The sequence below is a fragment of the Streptomyces sp. NBC_01275 genome (genome assembly GCF_026340655.1).
Taxonomy (GTDB): domain Bacteria; phylum Actinomycetota; class Actinomycetes; order Streptomycetales; family Streptomycetaceae; genus Streptomyces.
The window spans coordinates 3,265,129-3,287,579 of sequence record NZ_JAPEOZ010000001.1; the positions used below are offsets into that span (position 1 = coordinate 3,265,129).

Annotated in this window: 11 protein-coding genes; 1 reads left to right on the forward strand and 10 read right to left on the reverse strand. The window is 69.8% G+C overall.

Translation table 11 applies throughout. From position 1 onward, the window contains the following. Positions 1-118 precede the first annotated feature (118 nt). The 4 genes from OG562_RS14315 to OG562_RS14330 all read right to left on the reverse strand — a co-directional run bounded on the left by OG562_RS14315 (position 119) and on the right by OG562_RS14330 (position 13,038). The gene (locus OG562_RS14315; RefSeq protein ID WP_266397341.1) at positions 119-562 is read right to left on the reverse strand and encodes a hypothetical protein; all 444 of its coding nucleotides are present in this window, start codon (positions 560-562) and stop codon (positions 119-121) included. Beyond that, the gene (locus OG562_RS14320; RefSeq protein ID WP_266397342.1) at positions 559-7,518 is read right to left on the reverse strand and encodes a polymorphic toxin-type HINT domain-containing protein; all 6,960 of its coding nucleotides are present in this window, start codon (positions 7,516-7,518) and stop codon (positions 559-561) included. The genes OG562_RS14315 and OG562_RS14320 overlap by 4 nt, the downstream gene beginning before the upstream one ends. Before the next feature lie 177 nt (positions 7,519-7,695). After that, positions 7,696-11,436 (reverse strand): LamG domain-containing protein, encoded by a 3,741-nt coding sequence (locus tag OG562_RS14325; protein WP_266397343.1) that lies wholly within the window; start codon positions 11,434-11,436, stop codon positions 7,696-7,698. A 66-nt stretch (positions 11,437-11,502) separates the two neighbouring features. Further along, positions 11,503-13,038, reverse strand: coding sequence for a VCBS repeat-containing protein (locus tag OG562_RS14330; protein WP_266397345.1), 1,536 nt, complete (start codon positions 13,036-13,038; stop codon positions 11,503-11,505). Between the two features lie 366 nt (positions 13,039-13,404). On the opposite strand from OG562_RS14330, the gene OG562_RS14335 reads away from it, so the two are divergent. Further along, the gene (locus OG562_RS14335; protein WP_266397347.1) at positions 13,405-14,007 is read left to right on the forward strand and encodes an acyltransferase; all 603 of its coding nucleotides are present in this window, start codon (positions 13,405-13,407) and stop codon (positions 14,005-14,007) included. Positions 14,008-14,189: 182 nt separating this feature from the next. Here the strand turns inward: OG562_RS14335 and OG562_RS14340 are convergent, their stop codons facing one another. The 6 genes from OG562_RS14340 to OG562_RS14365 form a co-directional block, all read right to left on the reverse strand. Then, entirely contained in the window at positions 14,190-15,467 is a 1,278-nt protein-coding gene (locus OG562_RS14340; RefSeq protein WP_266397350.1) for a hypothetical protein, read from the reverse strand. A gap of 172 nt (positions 15,468-15,639) precedes the next feature. After that, the gene (locus OG562_RS14345) at positions 15,640-16,923 is read right to left on the reverse strand and encodes a nucleotide sugar dehydrogenase (protein WP_266397352.1); all 1,284 of its coding nucleotides are present in this window, start codon (positions 16,921-16,923) and stop codon (positions 15,640-15,642) included. Between the two features lie 9 nt (positions 16,924-16,932). Beyond that, positions 16,933-18,582: a glycosyltransferase gene (locus tag OG562_RS14350; RefSeq protein ID WP_266397355.1), complete on the reverse strand. Its 1,650-nt coding sequence runs from the start codon at positions 18,580-18,582 to the stop codon at positions 16,933-16,935. Then, on the reverse strand, positions 18,579-20,159 hold the full coding sequence (locus tag OG562_RS14355) for a glycosyltransferase family 4 protein (RefSeq protein ID WP_266397357.1): 1,581 nt from the start codon (positions 20,157-20,159) through the stop codon (positions 18,579-18,581). The genes OG562_RS14350 and OG562_RS14355 overlap by 4 nt, the downstream gene beginning before the upstream one ends. Beyond that, complete coding sequence (locus tag OG562_RS14360; RefSeq protein ID WP_266397359.1) at positions 20,149-21,174, reverse strand: Gfo/Idh/MocA family protein; 1,026 nt, start codon at positions 21,172-21,174, stop codon at positions 20,149-20,151. Before OG562_RS14360 ends, OG562_RS14355 begins: the two co-directional genes overlap by 11 nt. Further along, a complete protein-coding gene (locus OG562_RS14365; protein WP_266397362.1) occupies positions 21,171-22,286 on the reverse strand; it encodes a DegT/DnrJ/EryC1/StrS aminotransferase family protein in 1,116 nt (371 codons plus the stop codon). The genes OG562_RS14360 and OG562_RS14365 overlap by 4 nt, the downstream gene beginning before the upstream one ends. Between the last annotated feature and the right edge of the window lie 165 nt (positions 22,287-22,451).

A 22,451-nucleotide genomic window follows, 5' to 3' on the forward strand; every position in this document is an offset into this window, starting at 1 on the left:
CGAGGAACTTCTCGGCCACGCCCATATCGCTGCTGCCGTCACCCCACACAGAGGCCCCGCCAGGACACACCTGGCGGGGCTTCGGCTTGCCTCAGCGACTACTTATGTTCGCTGCCTTCTATCCCATCTCGACTCGATAGCGCGCTCGGAGCCCTGCCGCGAGAGCAGATGCCCCTTCGGTGTCGGCATCGATCTCCACCGTCCACCAGGTGCTGTCGCTCGCAGTTAGAACCAGGGGGCATCCTGCGAAATCTCCCGCAGCGAACCGTTCTGGGTCAAGTAGGCGACGCTCTCTTGCCGCTACGAGCAGTAGATCGAAGCACTGGCGGACACCGGTCGCGAATTCCCGAACCTGAGCCCACGACATGACATACCCCTGCGGCGAGGAACCTACCTTCTGTCGGAATTCCTCATATCCCATGCCGGCCGCCCCCTGCCCAATCCCGTCAAAGTCGAGCACGGACCATACCCAGTTGTTGTCCGGGACCAGGGCAAGCAGGCTGGCGAGGCCGACTATTTCGCCTTCAGTGTCATGCATCTGGAATTCCACAAGTTCGCTCATTGGTCACCCCAATCCAATGGTTCCGCGCCACCCCGACTTCGGGTGCCACCGGTCGCGTTTTCATTCCAGGGATGCTGATGCGGATTATCATGATTCTGCGGCCTCCCGTGATCAGTAAAGTCGACATCCCTGACGGGTTTTCCGTCTGCATCGAACTCTCGGGCCTGAGCGTACGGGGGATTGCGCCTGCTGCCCTTCACCCCAAGTTGGGTGTGTGGATACCCGGCGGCCGCCGGATCAGGAGCTGGCTCACCGGTCCGGGAGTCCCTCGGAAGCTCCCGGTCCGGAAAGCCCCGAGGTGTATTGCAATTATGAACGAGTACCGCAGTCCCGCCCGCCAGCACATAGTACGTGTGCAGGTCGCTGACAGTCAGATTGTGAACCGTTGACTGCTGAGTCCAGCGCTGCACTGCAGTTATCTGGACGAGCGTGCCAGCCGAGGTGCGAAGCCACTGACCCGACTTGAGGTCTGTCGCGTCGATCCACTCACCCAGTTCAGGTACCCAGAACGGGTGACCGTCGGTTGCAGTGACGGATGCGGTCTTCGAGCCTTTGTCCCGGTCCGTGTCGATGGTGACCTTGACCAGGTGCTTGGCACCTGTGCCCTTGATTTCCGCCGTAACTGTCTGAACTTCGGTCTTGCCGGTTTCCGGGTCGGTGGCGATCACGCGGTCGCCTATGTCGATGTCCTCGATGGACTTCTGACTTCCGTCAGCCATCAGGACCTTCGTCTTGGGGACGAAGCTGTTGCAGGTCGCTCCGGCTTCAGCAGCCGCTTCAGCAGCCTCCTCGGCCTTCTTCGCGCTCTTCTCGAACTTGAACCAGTCCTTGACTGATTTGCCGAGCTTCTTCACCAAGCCCCAGATCCGCTTGGCGAGTGCTGCCGCCTTCTTCCACTTCCACGGCAACCCGTACTTCTTCGCCAGCTTGCCGGCCAGGCCTCCGGCGAAGCTGCTGGCGACATTGAAGGCCGTTGCCCCACAGGCTCCCAGGTTGCCTGTGGTGAAGCAGTCCAGCGCGTCGGTGATACCGAGCTCGTCCATCGCGATGTCCGCGAGTTCCCTGGCGATATCGGCTGCGCGCTGCTTGGCCTTGGCCGCCTTGGCCCGCTCATCGGCGGCCTTCGCTTCGGCAGGCGTCTGACCATTGGTCTGGTAGAGGAGCTTGCCGCTGTGGTCGTAGCAGCCCTCGGTCGTGCAGCCGGGCCCGTTGTCCGCTGTCCACACCGTGTCCGGGTTGTTGGCGCTGCAGCCGTCGCAGAAGAGGCCGCTCGCGTCGCTGCTCGTGACCGGGTTGCCGTTGGCGTAGACGTACCCGTTCATCTGCTGCGGGTCGCTGTAGTCGATGACCGGGTCGACCGAGATGAAACGGCCGATCGAGCGGTCGTACTCGCGGGCCCCGACATTGACCAGGCCCGTCGACTCGTCGACCGTCTTGCCCAGGAAGCCCTTGTCGTTGACCCAGGTCTTGCCGTCGCTGCCCCGCTCTTCGCCGTACGGGTCCATGCGGCGGCGGGTGACCGAGCCGGTGGTCGCGTCGACGGCGATCTCGGCGGTGCCGTGCTGGTCGCCGGCCAGGAACTGGACGCCGCCTGCCGTGCGCATGGCCACGGTGGAGCCGCCGAAGGTGTAGTACCGAGTGGCCGTGACCGCCTTCGTCGTGGGATTCAGGCTCAGTTCCATGCCCGGCAGGTACAGGGTCTTCTCGCCGCCGACGTTGCGCAGCAGGCGCTGGCCCGAGGCGTCGTAGACGTAGTTCGTCGTCTTGGCGCCGGTGACCTTGGTCAGTTTGTTCTGGGAGTTCCAGGCCAGGGTCTGGGTGTCGCCGTTCAGGACGCGCTCGGTCGTGTTGCCCGCGCTGTCGTACTTGTACGTGTCCTGGGACTTGACCTCCGGGTTGCCCCCGGAGGCCGGGGTCAGGGTCTCGACCTTGGTCAGGGCGTGCGGGCCGCCGTCGCCGGTCTCGCCCGCCGTGCCGTCCTGGTCGGCGTCGCCGTAGAGGTAGGAACGGGTGACGTCCGGGGTGGGCGCACTGCCGTAGCCGTGGGTGGTCTCCGTCCTGCGGTTGCCCGTCACGTCGTCGAACTCGTACGAGTTCCAGTACGGGGCCGGGCCGCCGACGGCGCCGGCCGTGGGCGCCGCGGTGCAGGCCGCGTTCGTCGTGCCGGTGCCGATCGCGCTGTCCGGCGTCGTGCTGCTGGTCCACGCGTCGGTCAGCCTGCGCTGCCAGTCGTACCGGAAGCACTGGGTGTCCGCCTGGCCTCCGGCGGGACTGTCCGCGATGGAGGTGACGTTGCCGACCTGGTCGTAGGTGTAGCGGGCGTCGGAGACGACTGATGCGCTGTCGTTGGTCTTGACGAAGGAGTGAGTGGGCCGGTCCGTGCCGCGCTCGTACTCGAAGCCCAGCTCCGTCGTCTTGGCGCTCTCCGCTTTGCTGGTCAGGAGGAGCCGACGGAGTTGGCTGGTGGTGGAGTACTCCGCCTTGTCGACGTACGTGTAGTCGGTCGAGCCGTAGACGCTGCGCAGCTCCGTCTGGCGCTGCAGAGCGTCGTACTTGGGGAAGAGCTTCTCCGCGGACAGGCCGCCCGCCGCCGGGATGGACGACGTCAGGACGGATCCGTCGACGTCGTACGTCGTCTTGTAGTCGTACGTGCCGCCCAGTTCCGGCTCGGCCGTCTTGGACACCGAGTAACGGGTGGTGAGGGGCTCGTAGTTGGTGCCGAGTTCCGTGACCAGGCTGGCGGCGTAGACCGAGCCGTTGACGTAGGTGTACGAGCCGTAGGCCTCGCCCTTGGCGATCGTGTCGTACGTCTGAGCGGTCAGCTGCTTGCCCGTGGTCGGCTCGCCCTCCCAGGTGGACAGGACGCGGCCGAACTCGTCGTAGGAGGTGGAGACCTTCTTGCCCTGGGTGTCGGTCGCCGACGCCTGCTGGGTGGTCGCCGTCAGGCGGTCCAGGATGTCGTAGTCGTACTTGGTGTAGCCGGCGTCCGGGTCCTGGGCGGTGGTCTTCCGGCCGCGCTTGTCGTAGCCGTAGGACCAGAGGTTGCCCTTGTCGTCCTTCACCGTGTCGAGCAGGCCGGCCTTGTTGTAGGTGTACTTGGTGGAGACGTAGTCCGCGGACGTGCCCGTGGGAAGCGGGGAGGCGCCCTTGTACTGGCGCATCTCCACCGTCTGGTCACGGCCGTTGGTGATGGTCGTGGTCGGCGCCTGGCCGTTCGGCGGGTCGGTGTGGACGCGGTCGCCGCCGTAGGCGTACGTGGTCCGCCACTGCTCGTCGCCGGCCACCGCGTAGACGTCGGCGGTCTTGCGGCCCGCACCGTCGTACTCGGTGAGGTTCTGGGCGTTGGTGTCGCCGTTGCGGACGGCGAAGGGCGTGGCGCCGGGGGCGCCTGTCGTGTAGTAGTCCGTGTTGCTCTTCACGACGCGCCCGAGGCCGTCGTAGAAGGTGTCGGCGATCATGCGCCCGCTGTTCGGGCCTTCCGTCTGGACCTGGAAGGGGCGCAGGCTGCCGTCGTACAGGGTGTACTCGGGGGTTCCGTAGGCGCCGCCCACCTGCGTCTTCTGCGTGGTCACGACGGACGGGGCGTCCTGCCGGACCTGGTAGGCGTACTTGATGCTGGACGCGGAGCTCGCCTTGGACACGCCCGGGAGCCAGACGTCGGTGAGCCGGCCCAGCCCGTCGTAGGCGAGGTCGGTGCGTCTGAGGTTGGGGTCGGTCTGAGCCGTGGGAGTGCCCCAGGCGGGGTTGTACTCCGTGACGGTCTCCCAGCCCCGCTTGTTCGTCTCCACCTTCTTGGTGGCCAGACCGTTGGTGTCCGTGTAGGTGATCGTCGTCGCGGTGCCCGCCGCGTCCTTCACCGTCTTCGGGCGGCCGTAGGCGTCGAAGTCGGTCGTGGCGAGGTCGGTGATCGTCTCGTAGACGGGGGCGTTGGCGGCTGTCAGCGAGGCGAGGCGCTGGACCTTGGTGGTGTCGCCCTTCGTCGGGCCGGTGCCGAGGGGCTGGCCGTCGTAGAAGGTGAGGTCGTCGGAGAGGGTCTCCTTGTCGTGGTTCGCCTCGTCGGAGCAGGTCGTCGCCGTCGTGCGCACCCGGTAGGGGAACGCCAGCAGGTGCTTGTCGGCGTTGTCCGCGTAGGAGGTGAGGGTGCACTGGTTGTCGGTGGCGTCGCCGTCGACCCCGAAGTCGTCGACCTTGGTCGGCCGGCCGGTCGCGGGGTCGAAGGTGTTGGTGCTCTTCGTGACGCGCCACTTGGGGCTCTGCGCGGTGTGGCCCTCCAGCGCCGTGTAGCCCGCGGTCGTCTGCGAGCGCAGGTAGCGGGACTCGTCCGTGCCCCAGTCCTGCTTGCGGGAGCCCGTGACCTGGGTCCACGGGGTGCTGATGCTCTTGGAGACGATCGCGTCCGCGCTGAAGGAGCCGTTGTACGTGGTCGTCTCCAGCTCGAAGCCGGAGAGGTGGTCGGCGTCCGTGTACGTGGCGCCCGCCGAGTCCTTGAGCGTCTCGGTGCGCTTCGCGCCCGACGGCGTCTCGTCACCGTCGAGGCCGCGGAAGAACGTGTGCTCGGTGCGGGTGTTGTCCGCGGCGACGACACCGCCTTCCGACGCTCTGACGCGGACCTTGGCGTAGCCCCGCCAGTCGCCCCACGTCAGGTACTTGGACTCGGTGATGCCGTCCGGGCGGGTCTTCCGCCAGCCGGCGTCGCCGAGGTAGTCGTACGACGTGGTCATGTCGGGGGTGCCGCCGACCAGGTCGGTCTGGGTGACGGAGCTGACGACGTACTTGTGGAACCAGTCGGTGATCGGTTCCTCGACGCCCGGCGGGTTCCACTTCACCGGGTAGCAGCGCTTGGCGGACTCGCCCTCCTTCGGGAGTGCGGAGGCCGTGCAGTCGGCGGCGGCGTAGTCGACGCTGAGCTGGCCGCCTGACTCGTTCTGCACGCCGACGAGGCGGAAGCGGTTCATCGCCTGGATGTTGTCGCCGGCGACGTCGACGCGGTTGGGGAACTGGTTGCCCAGGAGCTCGACGTCCGGCATCGACGTCGCCGTGCCGACCCGGCCCTCGTGGTCGATGTTCTGCAGCCACAGCGACTTCGAGCCGTCGCCGTTGTCGGTGAAGACGTGCGTCAGCTTCCAGTGGTCGACGTCGGAGTAGCCGGTTCCCGAGCGGATCTGCGTGGTGACGGACGCCAGCTTCTTGCGCGTCCAGAACGTCGGGGAGTTCTGGCTCGCGCACTTCGTGCCGGCCGCGCAGTTCTGGTCCCAGGGGACGTCGGGCCAGCGGGTGGCGGTCGCGTCGGTCAGGTCGCCCGGCTCGCAGTCGGCGGCCGCGGCGACACAGCGCTCGTCGGTCGTGAAGACCACCCGGGCGGGTGCGACGGTCGTGTAGACCGCGCCGTCGCGCTGGCCGTAGTCCGCCCGCTTGAGGTAGCCGCCGCGGACGTACGGCTTGCCGTTCTCCGTGTACTTGAGGTTCTGGGAGTAGTAGTTGGTCTCCTTGCCGTAGTAGTAGGACATCACGTTGCCGTGGGTGTCCTTCACGTACGACAGGTTCCAGCGCCAGGCCTGGTTGCAGTACGAGGCGTCGAACGTCGACGCGTGGCAGGGCTCGCCGCTGTCGTCGCCGTAGACGGGGACGGTCCAGGCGGAGTCGGTCGTCGGGTCGGGGTCGGTCGTGCCGGTGGTCGCCGGGTCGTCCGAGCGCCAGCCGGGGAGCCGGTCCAGGCCGAAGTAGTACTCGGTGCCGTCGGTCGTCGTCAGACGCCAGTACTCGCCGTCGTCGTCGCCGTTGGTCGTGCCGGTGAGCTTCTCGACCTTCGCGTCGTCGTCGCTGCTGATCCGCCACTTGCCGGTGGCGTCGTCCTTGACGATCTCGCCCGACGTGCCGCCGGCCAGGGTGACCGTGGCGTTGTCGTACGCCCAGCACTGGTCGCCGTTGGCCTTGTCCTGCCCGTCCTTGGCGCAGGCCTTGTAGCGGCGCTCGATGTATCCGGGCTCGTAGCCGAAGCCCTGGCCGGCCCAGGAGCCCTGGGAGTTGGTGGCCGCCGTCTGGCCGTCGACGGACTGCGAGCTGTAGCCGAGGCTGACCGAAGGGGCGAGACCGCCGGGGACCGGCGGGGTCCGCATCGGGTACGACCAGTTGAAGGCGCCGGAGGAGTTGGAGACGCTCCACTCCGAGGAGGCCTGGAGCGAGGTGGCCTTGTAGTCGCCCTGGTCGCCGGAGCTGCCGGCGGTGGCGGCGAGGAGGGTGACGCCGGTGGCGCCGGACGCCGTCCTCAGCGTCTGGGTGGTGACGCCGGTCAGGTCGGGGGCCGCGTCGAACGTGGTCGTGAGGGTCCGAGCCGCTGCCGAGTTGGTGCTCTTCAGCTCACTCGGGGTGGAGCACTCCTTCTTCTGCGGGGTGGTGAGCAGGCACTCCGGGTACTGCACGAAGCGCAGCCGGGAGCCGTAGCCGCCGCCGTACGCGTCCTCGAAGCCGGAGTAGTCGAGCTGGACCCTGGCCTTGCCCGCCGTGTCCACGCCGTCGGTGCGGGCCACCTTCAGGAGCACGCCGTCCACGCCCGCGGCGAGCGCCTTCCTGTGGTCGACGACCTCGACGGCCAGTTCGCCGGGGCCGGTCGTGGTGGGAGCGGCCGCCTTCAGGGGCAGGCCCTTGACCTTCGCGAGCTTCGGGGAGACCGCCGTCTCGGCACGGCCCGCCTTCGGCCAGGTCACCTTCGCGGGGTCGGTGACCACGGCGGCGTCGACCGGGTTCTTCCTCGGCTTCTCGGCCTTCGCGTTCGTGCCGTGTGCCGGACCTCGGTCCTGCTGCAGTTCGGGCAGGTCGAGGTCCTTGGCCTCGGCCAGGGGCGCGTACTGCGGCAGCAGACCGATCGCTACGGCGATGCCTACGGCGGCCGCCGTTCTGCGCCGTGCGGTGCGGTTCCAGAGCGCCGAACGGGCGCGGAACCACGAGGGCGTGGACATGACTACTCCCGTGGAAGAAGGAGGAAGAAGGAGAAGGAGAAGGTGACGGCCGTGGGCGAGGCTTCAGAGGTAGCGGCTGACGAGACTTCAGAGGGAGCGGCTGACGAAGCTTCGGGGGAGGCGGCGGAGCAGGTGCTCGTGCTCCGCCGCCTCGACCGCTGTCCTGCTGGGCGGCGGCTACGTGGCGTCACCGACGCCGGCGGCGATCCGCACGGCTCGGTACTGGTCGACCACGCCCTGGTAGGCGCTGACCTCGTCGAGGGCGCCGGAGAAGTAGTCGCTGCCCGTGGCGCCGGTCAGGGACCGGCCCACCTGGATGCTGACGCGGGAGAGATCCCAGGTGTTGGGCCACAGGGTCTCGACCCCGCTCACCTGACCGTTGACGTACAGCTTCACCTCGCCGAAGACGGCGTCGTAGGCCAACGTCAGATGGTCGCCCGAGTTCTCCGAGCTCGGCGTCGGCATCGACGGCGGGCCCTCAGGAGTGACGGGCGTCGCGTCGCCGGCGTCCCGGTCGGTCACGGTCAGCTGCCAGCGCTTCGTGGCCTGTGAGTAACGGACCACCGCCGCCTGGCCGTTCGCGCCGGACAGGGCGAACACCGTCTGGTCCTTGCCCGGATCAGCCGAGGCCAGCCGGGCTCGCGCCGCGACCGCGAAGCTTCCCTGGGCCGCGACCAGCCCGGAACCCCGCTCGGCGAAGCCGCTCGTGCCGTCCAGCTGGAGATGTCCGTCGCCCCACAGGGGCGCGGCGGGAACGGTCGTGCAGGTCGGGTCGAGCTCGTCGCAGACGGTGTCCGCCACGCGGTAGACGGAGGCGCCACCGGACAGCGCGAGTCCTTCCCCGCCGTCCGTCTCGGGCGAGACCCCGTTCGCCTCCTCGTCGAGCGGCCAGTATCCGACCTGCTCCGGGTCGGACTCGCTGACGGTCGCCAGTTCGGACGCGGTCAGGAGTCGGTCGTACATCCGGACGGCGGACAGCGATCCCTTCAGGTGGTTCGTGTAGCCCGACAGCGCGAGGGACCTGCCCATCTGAAGCCCGCCGGCAGCGCCCCACGACGTACGGCGCTGCACCGGCGCGGCCGCGGCCTTGTCCCCCTTGTACAGGGTCATGGTGCGCTGGTCGGCGTCGTAGACGGCGGCCAGGTGGACCCAGAGGTTGGCGACCGCCTTCGTGTCGTCCAGCACCCGCCACTCGCCGAGCGAGTCCATGCCCGAGTCGGGGAAGCGGAACTCCCACTTCTGGGTGGTTCCGTCGTAGCCCAGCACGAAGCCGGGCTCGGCCGTGCCGTCCTGGCTGACCAACGTCATGTCCCGGGTGGGGAGTTCGGGGAGGTAGGCCCAGAGCGAGACCGAGAAGGACTTGGCCGTGTCCACGATCGGGGTGGACGTGGACAGATACGCATTCTGCGAGCCGTTGAAGGAGGTCGCGACCTTGCTCTTCTTGTCGCCCAGGTTCGTCGCGCCGAAGGTGACTCCGGCGCCCTTCGCCGCCGAGGGGTCGCCCGCTCGTCCCGCCGCCGCCGTGGCGGTCGCCGGATCGTCCAGCTTCCATGCGGCTGCCGGCGCCCGCCCGTCAGTGACGACGAAGCTGTGTCCGGCGGGGGTCACCGCGGACTTGCCGGCCGCGTCGACCGCCGTGACCGTCAGGGTCTGCGTGCCCGAGCCCGTCGGCGCCCACCGCAGCGTTCCCGGCCGGCCCGTACCCGTCTGCGCGGGAACGGATCCGTTGGTGCCGTCCTGGAACTCGTAGCGGTAGGACACGACGTCGGTCGAGGTCGACTTGAACGTGAAGGTCCCGTAGTCGCCGACTCCCGGATGGGGAGCGTCGTCGTCCGGGTATTCCGTCGAGGTCACGGTCGGCGCCGCGGGCTTCGTCCTGTCGAGGATGAACTCGCAGGCCTGCGGGGGCGGGCTGCTCCAGGGCCCCCATCCCTGACCGTCGCTGCCCCGCACCTGCCAGGCGTAGACGACGTTCTCCAACAGCGTGTAGGCCCCGGGATTGTCGGGATTCCCCGTGACCCCGGCCTTCGCGGAGAACTTCGCCATTCCGGTCTGGCTGTTGGACGAATCGGAGTACGTGCTCTTCGGAGCCGTCACGAACGACGGCACCTGGATCCACTTCGCGGTCGCGGAGTCGTACCGCGTCAGGACGAACTCGGCGCGCAGCGTCTCGGCCTTGCCTGCGACGTCGTTGTGGTCGTAGTCCCGGATGACCGCGGTCATGGTCGGCGGAGTGTCCACATACGGACGGCCCGTCCCGGTCACGCACTTACCGCCGGGCGAGATGCTCATCTCGGCCTTGGACGGCTGCGGAGGCAGACGGTTGTACTTCACTTCCAGCTGACCGTTGCCGCAGAAGCGGTTCCAGTAGGCGTAGCTGTCCTCGTTGGAGGCCGCCAGCCGGAACGTGGTCGTGGCCCAGCTGCTGTCCGCGGCCTGCTGCACCGTGGACTTCACGTCGAAGCGGAGGTTCTGGTTGGTCGCCGTGCAGGAGCCGGCCCTGGCGGTCGTGGACGCGCTGGTGATCGTCTTCTTGACCGAGGGCTGGTTGCCCCAGTTCGTCGCGGAGCTGATCGCGGCCGCGCCGGTGCTGTTGACCCGGGACAGGACGACCGGGCGCGCGGTGCCGTTGTAGGCGTTCGCGAGGGTGATCGCGAAGTCGGCGTCGATGATGTCCTTGCCGGCCAGTGTCCCGGTCGGAATCGCGTAGAACTGGCGCTTCAAGTCGTCGGCAGTCTGGCTCGCACACAGCGCGGAGACGTCCCGCGGGCAGACGCCGACGCCTTCGTGGTCCGAGAACTTCCAGAACTCCGCGCTGGAGAAGTACGACGAGACCATCGTCCACCCGGAGCGGGTGTACGTCTTGGTCACCGGGTCGATGTACACCGGGTACGTCGCCGACTCCAGCAGCTTCCTGTCCGGGGTGAGCACCATCGCGCCCTTGCGGAAGCCCAGCTTCACCGGGGAGACACGGGATCCTTCGCCCGGCCCCTCCCTGAGGTCCTCGCCACGGCCGCGGACCGGATCGGCCTTGCCCCCGCCCGCGCTCAAGCTGCTTTGTGTGCCGCTGCTCTGTGTGGCGCTGCTCTGTGTGCCGCTGCTCTGTGTGGCGCTGCTCTGTGTGGCGCTGCTCTGTGTGCCCGAGGCCGCCCCGGCCGAGTCCCACATCTGAGGCTGCGCGGCCTCGAACACCGGCCCGTCCGCGCCCTCGTCCACGGCGACGAGACCGCCGCCCTCCTGGGTACGGACCTCCACTCCCCGGGTCGTGACGGGCAGGTCGATCTCGGCCAGCTGCGGATTCCTAGCCGCCTGCGCGGTCTTGACCACGAGGAGGTGGGAGAAGCCGTCCGTGTCCGCGGTGACCGTCAGATCCACTCCGGGGAGCACGTCGGCGTAGGTCGCCGTGCTGCCCTCGACCTTCGGCTCGGGGAGCACACCGGGCCCCGGCCAGCTCAGGGACATCTGCTTGCCGGCCCGGTCCAGGGTCGCGAACGGTCCCTTGCCGCCGTCCGAGAACGCCATGTCGGCGGTGGACGCCCTGGGGGTCCACGACCCGTTGGGCGACTGGACGAGCGTGGTGTCGAGCGACGCCCACGTGCCGTTCTTGAACGTCCGTACGGGCTGCACGTACTCCCGGAGCGTGAACGTGCCGTCGGGGTTGGCCAGCGTCTCGCTGCGCTCGGTGCGCAGGTTGACCGCCTCCACCTGTTTCCCGGCCGCGGCGGCCTCCGCCTGGGCCAATTCCTCCGAGAGGGCCTTGCCGTCGCTGGTCGCCTCGGCCGAGGCGGCGGCCGCCTCCTTGACGGACGTCGGCCCGCTCGCGGGCACCCCCACCAGTCCTGCTGTGAACACGGCCCCTGCCGTCACGGTCACGACCGCCCCGCGCGCCAGATTCCGGCGTCGCTGGAAAGCGAACACCTTCGAACTCCCCACCCTTGGTCTTCTCATCGACTCGTCGACTTGCTGTCCCGGCCCGTCATCGCGTCAGCGGACCGTCGCGCCGAAGGCAGCCGCCCCCGCTGCCGGGATCCCGCCCTCACCGGGCTTCCATGTCTGTGTCGGCGCGCTTCCTGTGGCCGCGTTCCAGGGGAAGCCGTGCACCGCACGCCCCGCCGCCGGTCCATAAGGGAGCCCCACGTACAGCAGCGACGGACTGGCTCCGAGGCTGATGCCCGCGTACGTTCGAGCCGCCGGTCCGGAGGGGATGCCGTTGCCGGGCTCGATCCACGAGTCCGCGGCGCCGGGCGCCCCGAGCAGCGAGAAGAGCTGGACCCCGCCCGCCTCGGGCGCGTCCGCCGACGACTCCTCGCCGGGCACGCCCACGGCGAGGCGCATGGTGGTCGCCGTGCTCACCACATTGGTGGCGGTGTTCGCGGCTGCCAGACGCTGGCCGAAGTAGTCGCCGGGTTCGGCGTCGCCGTCTACGCCTTCTACGTTCTGGTCGATCCGGTTGAGCTGTACGACCGTGCCGTCGGCCTTGACGTGGTAGACGTGCACCGCTCCTGCGTCGGCGACGTTCTCCACGTCCTCCCCCGGCACGCCCACGGCGAGGATCGCGTCGGTGAAGGTGGCGGCTCCCGACGGGCGGTAGGGAGCCAGCGCGAGGGCGGCGCCGTACTGGTCGTCCGCCTCTCCGGGGTCACCCGACACCGTGACGTCCTGTCTGAGGCCGAAGAACTGGTCGGGGATGCCGTCCGTGTTGATCGACGGCCGGAACACATGCACACCACCGGCGAAGGCGGTCGTTCCGGTGCTCTCGCCCGGTACACCGACCGCGAAGAACCGGTCCGTACCGGCGATCGAGGCGCCGAACCGGTCGTACGGCTCGGCGTCCTCCCACATCCCGACCTTGTCCTGGGTCACGTTCACCGCGTTGTAGGCGGTCCCGTAGACATAGCCGAGCATGCCCATGTCCACGCCAGGGGTGCCGTCCTCCCCCGGAATGCCGATCGCCAGGTAGGGGTGACCGGTCGTCGACGTGCCGGCGCCCAGCGCATAGCCGAACCAGTCATCGGCCTCTGGAGCATCGACCAGCGGCTGTGTCGCGCCCTGAACGAAGTCCTTGCTGGGGAGCTCCGACCCGACAGCACTGGTGGAGCCGAAGATCACTTGCACATAGCCCGCGTCCTTGACTGTGCCGACGTCCTCGTAAGGGATGCCGACGGCCAGGTCGCTGCAGCCGTCCTTGTCGGCGTCGTACACCGCCAGCGAGAAGCCGAAGCGGTCCCCGGCCTCTGGCGCGTCGCCCACGTTCGTCGTGTCCTGGGAGATCTCGACGACTCCCTTGCCGCCGCCCAGCACGATGTGGACCAGCCCGGCCCGTTCCTTGCCCGACACGGTGGCGTCGGGGTCGGCGACAGCGGTGTCCCGGACCCCGTCACCGTTGAAGTCGGACGGCGTCCCGGCCGTGCAGGCGACCGCCGCCGCTGCCTGGCTGCCGCCCGCCCCAAGTCCCAGCCCCAGCAACGCCGTTGCCAATGCCCCGGCCGCACCGCGCCGCCAAGCCCTCTTCGCCGGCATGGGTTCCCCTCCCCCTTGGTTCGTCACTTGCGCATCCCGCCCGCTTTGCCATGCCCCTGACATCGCAAAACTCCAGCCCGCCCCCGCGAGCCCGCTTTCTCCGCCCCCACCACCGGAGGCTCACGTAAAGGCGAGCTAAAGAAAGTCAAGAGATCATCTCTGCGCATGGCGTGCACATGCAACACACTTTTCAGCCCCGCAAGGTGACAACACGCACAGCAATCACACGCGTTTCCCCAAGGAACATCATGGGTAAAGTCACGCCCCGCCAGCGGTGCCCCTCACGGCCCCACATGGCCCCTCACTGCCTCCCGCCCCTCGGCCCGTATGCTCGCCGCACCAAGCCAGACACCGGAAGGCGAAGAAGTGAACTACAGGGTCCAGCCCAGTGCGCAGGTCGACGAGAGCGCCGAGATCGGCGCCGGCAGCAGCGTCTGGGACCTCGCGCAGATCCGTGAGGGCGCTCGCCTCGGCGAGGGCTGCGTGGTCGGCCGGGGTGCGTACGTCGGCTCGGGCGTCCGCATGGGCGACAACTGCAAGCTGCAGAACTACGCGCTTGTATACGAACCCGCCGAACTCGGCGACGGCGTCTTCATCGGCCCCGCCGTGGTCCTCACCAACGACCACAACCCGCGCTCCGTGGACCCCGACGGCAAGCAGAAGCGCGGCGGGGACTGGGAGGCGGTCGGCGTGAAGATCGCCGACGGCGCGTCGATCGGAGCCCGCGCCGTGTGCGTCGCGCCGATCACCATCGGGCGCTGGTCGATGGTCGCCGCCGGCGCCGTCGTCACCAAGGACGTCCCCGACTTCGCCCTCGTCGTGGGCGTCCCCGCCCGCCGGATCGGCTGGGTCGGCCGCGCCGGCGTCCGCCTCGTCGAGCGCGACGGCGAGACCGGCGTGTGGCAGTGCCCGCAGACGGGCGCGGTGTACGAGGAGAAGAACGGCGCCCTGGTGGAGCGGGACGCCTGAGCGGCAACGTCAGAAGCGCCTGAGCGGCGCGGTCGGCTCCCCGGACCGGTGTGCCCCGGCACCTGCCCCGGGGCCTCACGGTGCGCAGCACGTCCCTTGGAGCGCTGCCGTCACACCATCACCATCGGACAGCCCGCCCGAGCGTCAAGCCGCCATTGCACCGCTGAGCCGCTCCCGCCTCCCTACCCCACCGTTCGCACCTCCCCCACCCCCCGCCAACTCCAATGCCGTTCCACCGCCAGCGGCAGGCCCAGAACGACCGGCATCCACATCAGGACCGCCAGTCGGCTCGCCTCCTGGGTCAGGGGGTGGTCGGTGACGATGAAGGCTCCGGTGAGGGCGGTCGCGAGGGCGAGCCAGCCGAGGCCTTCGCCGTAGCGGGCCAGGGACCAGGTGGCGAGGGCCGTGAGGACGAGGAAGTAGGGCAGGGCGGTCTGCTGGGCGGCCCAGTCGCGCCAGAAGCGGGCGGCGAGGCCGAGCAGGTCGCCCCAGGGGTCGGAGACGTTCGGGGCGGTGAAGTGGTGGGTGAAGGTGTCCTGGAGGGTGACCTGCGAGGACGGCAGGCTGAGCAGCTTCATCGACGCGGCGACCGAGGCGGCGACCAGTGCCGACACACCCGCCAGGACCGCCGTGCCGCGGTGGCGCAGTCGGCGGGAGAAGCACCACGCGCCCATGGCGGCAGCGGTCGTGAACGCCGCCAGCACCAGGGCCGAGGAGTAGCGGGTGACCGCGCCCGCCGTGTACGCGAGGGCCGTGGCGGTCGCCGCCCACGGCAGGGAGCGGCGGCGCAGCAGCGCCAGGCCGCCCCACAGCGCGCCGAGCGTGCATGCCGTGAACAGGCCCTCGCCCAGGGCCTGGTCGCTCCACCAGCCGAGCGGGGTGGCGAGGAAGGCGATCTGGCCGGTGACGGCGGCCGGCGGTGACAGCCCCGCGCCGCGCAGCAGACCCCACACGAGCAACGAGCACCCCACGGCCGTGAGCAGCCCCAGCAGACGCATGCCGTCCAGCACGCCGAACGCGCCGACGAAGGGCGCCGCGAGGAGCGGATAGCCGGGGCGGCTGGCGAAGATGGCCTGATAGCGCGGGTCGGACGTCGTGATGTCCTTGGCCTTGGCCCACCGCTTCAGGCAGGTGCGGTCGGCGGCGGCCTGCAGGGAGCGTTCGCTGCGCCGGTTCGTCGGCCGCAGCCGCTCCTCGTGGGCGGTGCGTTCGGCGCGGCTGGTGCAGAACGCGGCGAGCGCGGTGCGGTGCGCCTGCTCGCGGGAGGCGCCGAGGTACTGCTCGGCGGCGCGGGCGTACCGGTAGGAGTCGGGGAAGAGCGTCCACTGGGGTCCGGCGGCCAACTGCAGCACGGCGTACAGAGCGCAGACCAGCAGCGGGAGGACGGCGCGCCCGTGGCGTACGCGGGCGACGGTGCGCGCCGCGGCCGGTGCGGTGGGGGTGGTGCGGGCGTCGGACACGGCGGGTCCCCGGACGTAGAGGAGAGGCAGACCGGAGAACGGCCCCGGCCTACTGGCCAGGGCCGCATCCTACGACGGTCCGCTGGGTCGGCCGCCGTCAACCGTCCTTACTCACCCACCGTCAGTCACCGTCGGCCGCCGCAACCGCAGCCGTCGTCAGCCGCAGCCGCCGTCAGCCGCCGATGACCACCCGGCGTACGCCCTTCCAGGCCTCCGGGTCCGTCGTGCGACGGCCGTCGACCAGGACCGTGACGTCCGGCAGGTCGGCCGGGGTCAGGGTGCGGTACTCGGCGTGGTCGGCCTGGAGGATCGCCGCGGTGACCTTCTCGCCCGCGTGCGGGGTCAGGCCGTGCGCGGTGAGCTCCTCGGCCGTGTACATCGGGTCCGAGACGAACGGCGTCGCGCCGCGCGCCTTCAGCGCCTCGACGGTCGGGAAGACGCCCGAGAAGGCCGTCTCCTTCACGCCGCCGCGGTAGGCCGCGCCGAGCACCAGGACGTTGACGCCGGTCAGATCGCCGTAGGCGGCGGCGAGCAGGTCGACGGCGTACTCCGGCATCGCGGCGTTCGCCTCGCGCGCGGAGCGCACGACGGTCGCGGCCGGGTCGTTCCACAGGTACATCCGCGGGTAGATCGGGATGCAGTGGCCGCCGACGGCGATGCCCGGCTGGTGGATGTGGCTGTACGGCTGCGAGTTGCAGGCCTCGATGACCTTCTTGACGTCGATGCCGTTGCTGTCGGCGAAGCGCGCGAACTGGTTCGCCAGGCCGATGTTGACGTCCCGGTAGGTCGTCTCGGCGAGCTTGGCCAGCTCGGAGGCCTCGGCGGTGCCCAGGTCCCAGACGCCGTTGGCCTGCGGCAGGTCGGCGCGCTCGTCGAAGTCGAGGACCTGCTCGTAGAACTCCACGCCACGGGCGGCCGACGCCTCGTCGATGCCGCCGACCAGCTTGGGGTAGCGGCGCAGGTCGGCGAAGACCCGGCCGGTGAGCACGCGCTCCGGGGAGAACACCAGGTGGAAGTCCTCGCCGGCGGTCAGGCCCGAGCCCTCGGCCAGCATGGGCGCCCAGCGGGTGCGGGTGGTGCCGACCGGGAGGGTCGTCTCGTACGACACCAGCGTGCCGGGCTTGAGGCCCTGGGCGATCGCCTTCGTCGCGGAGTCCATCCAGCCGAAGTCCGGCGTGCCCTCGGCGTCCACGAACAGCGGGACGACCACGACGACGGCCTCGGACTGCGCGACCGCGGACGCGGTGTCCGTGGTCGCGCTCAGCAGACCGGCGTCGACCGCCTGCTTCAGCTTGACGTCCAGGTCGTGCTCGCCGGGGAACGGCTCGACCCCGGCGTTGACCAGCTCGACGACCTTCTCGTTGACGTCCGCGCCGATGACCCGGTGGCCCTTGGCGGCGAACTGCACCGCCAGCGGAAGCCCGATCTTGCCGAGCGCTACTACACAGATGTTCATGGAGGGTCGCTACTTCTTCCTCTTGGAACGGAACTTCAGTTTCCGGACAAGGCCCCCCAGCGCCCGCCGGACCACAGCCCGCTTCGGTGGATACAGCTGGGCGGTGTCGATCACCACACGCCCCTTGGGGTTGACCAGCGCCGACGCCCGGTGCGGATCCTTGTCCGGACCCCACAGCCGGGCCAACGGCATCGGCAGATCCTTGCCGCGCACGGGAATCTCGTACGTCGAACCGGCCACGTCCAGATAGATCCGCACCCCGCGCTTGGCGGTGGCGAGCTCCAGCGGGACCCGGGCGTTCAGCACGCTCGCGGCGCCGTCCTCGGCCGTCTCCAGCGTCATCTCGCCCCGCGGGGGGGGCAGGACGTGGTCGGCCTTCAGCCGGCGCGCGCCCGGCTTGTCCGCCGACTTGGGCATCGCGCCCTTGACCAGGCGCAGTACGGCGCCGGCCCCCTCGACATCGCCGAGGACCGGCACCCGTACGGACGCCGTGTAGGCGAGCGCCTCGCCCTGCTGCTCCCAGCCGGAGGCCAGCAGCTGCGTGCCCTTGGCGAGCCGGCCCGGGACCGCCTCCCCGACCAGCTCGTAGACCCGGTCGGAGACACCGATGCGCGGGTCGCGGAAGCCGGGGTAGCGGGCGTAGGCGGACTCGCCCTCGACGACGAACGGAGGCGCCCCGTGCTCCTTCTCCGACGTGATCGCCTCGGCCAGCTCGTCGATCGCGCCGGCGTGCGCCAGCGCGATGCGGACCCGGCGCTTGACGTCCATGGCGTCGCGGATGCCGTCGGTGAAGTACGTGTCGGCGAGCCGGGCGATGCCCGCGCAGATCTGCCGCTGCAACTCCCGCTCCAGGGACGGGAAGTCGTCCTGGACGAGCTTGGCCAGCTCCCACGTGAAGTGCCGGCGCAGCAGGGCGTCGCGGTCGGCGCCCGCCTCGACGAGACCCGCCGTGAAGTCCATGATCTCCGCGGCCGCCCGCAGCCGCGCCAGATGGTCGGCGCGGTAGGTGATGTTGCTGGCGTCGCCCCGCTTGACCGCGTAGTAGCAGGTGTAGTCGGCCACCACCGAGATCTTCCGGGCGCGCACGCACGCCTCGATGGTGAACGGCTGGTCGCTGCCCACGGGCAGGTGCTCGGGGAAGCGCAGCTTGTACTTCTCGACCATCTCCCGCCGGAACAGCTTGGTGTTGGCCAGGGTGAACGGCAGCGCGGAGTCGTACAGGCTGACGTCCGGGTCGTTCTCCTTGTACAGCGCCTGGTGCACGTACCGGCCGTTGGTGCCGACCATCTTGCCGACGACGACGTCCGAGCCGTGCTCGTCGGCGCAGGCCACCATGCGCTCCAACGCCTCCTCGCCGAGGTGGTCGTCGGAGCCGATGAAGTAGACGTAACGGCCGGTGGCCACGTCCAGCGCACGGTTGCTGGGCGCGGCCGGGCCGCCGGAGTTGGCCTGGTGGATCACCTTGACGGTGTCCGGGTACAGCGCCGCGAACCGGTCCAGCTCGCGGCCGCTGTCGTCGGTGGAGCCGTCGTCGACGGCCACGACCTCCAGACGCTCCCGGCCGATGCTCTGCCCGATCAGGGAGTTCAGGCACTCCGTGAGGTAGGGCATCGTGTTGTACACCGCGACGACGACGCTGACGTCCGGTGCGGCGCTCATGCCCCTGCCTCCACCGGTCTGCGCTCCGCCGCCGGGCGGACCGCGCTGCCGGGCACCAGCCGGGTGTACACCTTGTCGAGCAGCTCGGCCTGGGCCTCCCAGGTCCACTCCTCGAGCAGGCCGTCCTTGTCGTACACGCCCCGGTAGCGGTCCGCGTCGCCGAGCACCGACTTCACGGCGCGTACGTAGTCCTCGACGTCCTCGGCCCGGAACACCTCGCCCTGACCGGTGCGCTGGACCATCTCGCCCATCGTCTTCACATCGCTGACGATGAGCGGCAGCCGCGCGTGGGAGTACTCGAAGAACTTGGTGATCAGCGCGATCTCGTGGTTCGGCCAGTGGTGGATCGGGATGACCCCGACGTCCGCCGCCGCCAGGAAGCGCACCACCTGGTAGTGCGGCACGTACGGCAGGATGTGCAGCCGCTCCGAGACGCCCAGCTCCTCGGCGCGCTCCCGCAGCGTCCGCATGTACTCGGACTCGGTGTTGAGCACGACGAACGCGGTGTGCACGTCCGACAGCTGCGGCAGCGACTCGACCATGATGTCGAGGCCGCGCTGCGGGGCGGCCGCGCCGCTGTAGACGGTCAGCGGCACGTCGTGGCCTATGCCGCACAGCTCGCGCAGGTCCGGGACCGGCTCGGCGGCCTCTTCCGGCGAGATCTCCGCGTCGGGCGCGTTCAGCACGACGCCGGGACGCTCCTTGAGGTTGTGGCGCTCCTGGAGCATCTCGGCGAGGGTCTCCGACACCGTGGTGACGGCGTCGGCGTGGCGCGAGTACTCCAGCTCGTGCGCGCACTGCGCGAGGTGCCAGCGCGGGTGCGAGTTCCACGGCTTGATGCCGGGCAGGAACTCATGGGCGTCCCAGACCAGCTTGGTCTTGCGGCCGCGGGAGCGGGCGCGCAGCGTGGCGCGCGCGCCGACGCCCAGCATGCGGAAGTCGTTGGCGTGGATCAGGTCCGGGTCGAGCTCGTCGATGACCTTGCCGTAGGCCAGCTCCATGTCCCACAGGTGCGGGTCGAGCCGGCGCCAGCTGCGGGCGCCCATCGTCTTGTGCCAGAAGGCGGTGGTGAACCGGTCCAGCGGTCCTTCCATCTCCTTGCGGCTCTTCTCCAGCTTGGCGGTCTTGCGCGCCCGCAGGTTCACCCAGGACTGCACGAACCGCGAGGCCAGCCGGGGCAGCACCAGCCGCAGCTTGGTCAGGAACGAGCCCTCCTGCTGGGCCAGGATCAGCCGGATGTTGAGATCGGCCCGCCAGGCCTTGATCTTCTGCCTGCGGTACGACGCCAGCGGCCCGGGCCGGTAGGCCAGCGGCGAACGCAGCACGGCCCGCCGGTACTCGTGGCGTCGGCGGTGCATCGGACCCGGCACCGGCAGCAGACGCACCTGCGCCTTGCCGATCTCCCAGGTCTGCTCCTGCTTCCCCCTGCCCTTGCCGAGCAGGACGACGTCCCACCCGGCCTCGGCGGCCGAACGTGCTTCCTTCTGCACGCGCGAGTCGCCGTTCACCCCGTTGTCGACGAGCATCACGATGCGACCGCGCGCGGTCCGCTCCGTCGACGTGTTTTCAGCTGCCATGAGTTGCCAGGTCCTCCGCCTGAAGGGAAACGCTACGGTTCTCGGTCGCCGACTCCAGCACCGCGGCCGCCACCTGAACCGTACGCATTCCCTGGCGCAGGGTGCAGATGTCCGCGTCCTTGCCGAGGACCGCGTCGCGGAACAGTTCGTGCTCGACCTGCAGCGGCTCGCGCTTGGGAATGGCGTACCGGATCATGTCGCCCTCGGATACCCCGCGGAAGGCCTGCAGGGCCTCCCACTCGGTGGTCACCGAGGCGTTGGAGTGGAAGGTCAGGTCGGCGGTGAGGGTGTCGGCGATGAAGCAGCCGCGCTCCCCGGTGACCGAGGTGAAGCGCTCCTTGAGCGGGCTCAGCCAGTTGACCAGGTGGTTGACCATGGTGCCGTCGTCCAGGCGGCCGACCGCCGAGACCATGTCCTCGTGCTGGCGACCGCTCTTGGAGACGGTGTGCGCGGCGATGGACACGTACTGGCGGCCCGTCACCCAGCCGGTGAGGTCGATGTCGTGCGTGGCGAGGTCCTTGACGACGCCGACGTCCGCGATGCGGTGCGGGAAGGGACCCTGGCGGCGGGTGACGACCTGGTAGACGTCGCCGAGCTCGCCGGCCTCCAGCCGGGTGCGCAGCGAGCGCAGCGCCGGGTTGCACCGCTCGATGTGGCCCACGCCGGCCACCAGACCACGCGACTCGAACGCCTCGACGAGACGACGGGCGCCCTCGATGGTGTCGGCGAGCGGCTTCTCGACGAGCGCGCACACGCCGGCCTCGGCGAGCGCCAGACCGACCTCCTCGTGCAGACCGGTGGGGCAGGCCACGACGGCGTAGTCCACGCCTCGGGCGATGAGCTCCTCGACGGTGTCCAGCACGGGCGCGCCCTGCGCGGCGCCGAACTTGTCGCCCATCGGGTCGACGACGGCGACGAGGTCGACGCCCTCGAGACCGGACAGGACGCGGGCGTGGTGGCGGCCCATGGAACCGAGGCCGACGAGTCCCGCGCGCAGCGGCTTCGCGGTGGTCACAGCTGCTCCCCCAGCGCGTTCACGGCGGCCACGATGCGCTCGAGGTCCTGGGCGGACAGGGCGGGGTGCACCGGCAGCGAGACGACCTCGGCGGCGGCGCGCTCCGTCTCGGGCAGGTCCCAGTTCCGGCCGGCCTTCTGGTCCGGCTCCCAGTACGGCTTCAGCCGGTGGATCGGGGTCGGGTAGTACACGGCGTTGCCGATGCCGGCCTCGGTGAGGCGGGCCATGGCGGCGTCCCGGTCGCCCTGGATGCGCACGGTGTACTGGTGGTAGATGTGCCGGGCGCCCTCGGCGACCTTCGGCGTGAGCACGTTCGGCGCGCTGATGTGCTCGGTGAGGTACGCGGCGTTCGCGATGCGCTGCTCGGTCCAGCCGTCCAGCTTGCGGCGCTGCACCCGGCCGATGGCGGCGGAGACGTCGGTCATGCGCACGTTGGCGCCGACGATCTCGTTGGCGTAGCGCTTCTCCATGCCCTGGTTGCGCAGCAGGCGCAGGGTGCGGGCGGTCTCGGCGTCCCCGGTGGAGATCATGCCGCCCTCGAGGCTGTGCATGTTCTTCGTCGGGTAGAAGCTGAACGTTCCCGCGGCGCCGAACGCGCCGACCGGGGTGCCGTTCAGGGCGGCCGCGTGCGCCTGGCAGGCGTCCTCGACGACGGCGAGCCCGTGCTGCTCGGCGATCGCCATGATCCGGTCCATCGCGGCGGGGTGGCCGTAGAGGTGGACGGGCATGATCGCGGCCGTGCGCGGGGTGATGGCCGCCTCGACCGCGGCGGGGTCCAGACAGAAGGTGTCGGCATCGATGTCGACGAAGACCACGTCGGCGCCGACCAGCCGGACCGCGTTGGCGGAGGCCGCGAAGGAGAACGACGGGACGATGACCTCGTCGCCCGGGCCGAGGCCGAGGGCGAGCAGCGACAGGTGCAGCGCGGAGGTGCCGGAGTTCACCGCCACACAGTGACGCCCGTCGACCAGCTCCGAGAACTCCTCCTCGAAGGCGGCGACCTCGGGCCCCTGGACGACCAGGCCGCTGCGCAGCACGCGCACCGCGGCCTCGATCTCCTCCTCGGCGATCACAGGTCTGGCGGCCGGTATGAACTCATGGGCGTCGGTCATCGACATCCCCTCCTCTACGGCGACCTCTAAGGCGCACCACGTCATGCGGTCGGGAGGGGCCATGTCGATGTTCAGCACGGCCGCATCCCAGCGTGTCCACCGACGCCTGTGGGCGGATGGACGGCTTGTACACAGGACCCCGCCCCCCGAGGGTTCCTTGCGGGA

Coding starts and splice junctions, on each gene's coding strand:
- OG562_RS14315 (WP_266397341.1), bottom strand. CDS start 562: ATGAGCGAACTTGTGGAATTCCAGATGCATGACACTGAAGGCGAAATA.
- OG562_RS14320 (WP_266397342.1), bottom strand. CDS start 7,518: ATGTCCACGCCCTCGTGGTTCCGCGCCCGTTCGGCGCTCTGGAACCGC.
- OG562_RS14330 (WP_266397345.1), bottom strand. CDS start 13,038: ATGCCGGCGAAGAGGGCTTGGCGGCGCGGTGCGGCCGGGGCATTGGCA.
- OG562_RS14345 (WP_266397352.1), bottom strand. CDS start 16,923: ATGAACATCTGTGTAGTAGCGCTCGGCAAGATCGGGCTTCCGCTGGCG.
- OG562_RS14350 (WP_266397355.1), bottom strand. CDS start 18,582: ATGAGCGCCGCACCGGACGTCAGCGTCGTCGTCGCGGTGTACAACACG.
- OG562_RS14355 (WP_266397357.1), bottom strand. CDS start 20,159: ATGGCAGCTGAAAACACGTCGACGGAGCGGACCGCGCGCGGTCGCATC.
- OG562_RS14365 (WP_266397362.1), bottom strand. CDS start 22,286: ATGACCGACGCCCATGAGTTCATACCGGCCGCCAGACCTGTGATCGCC.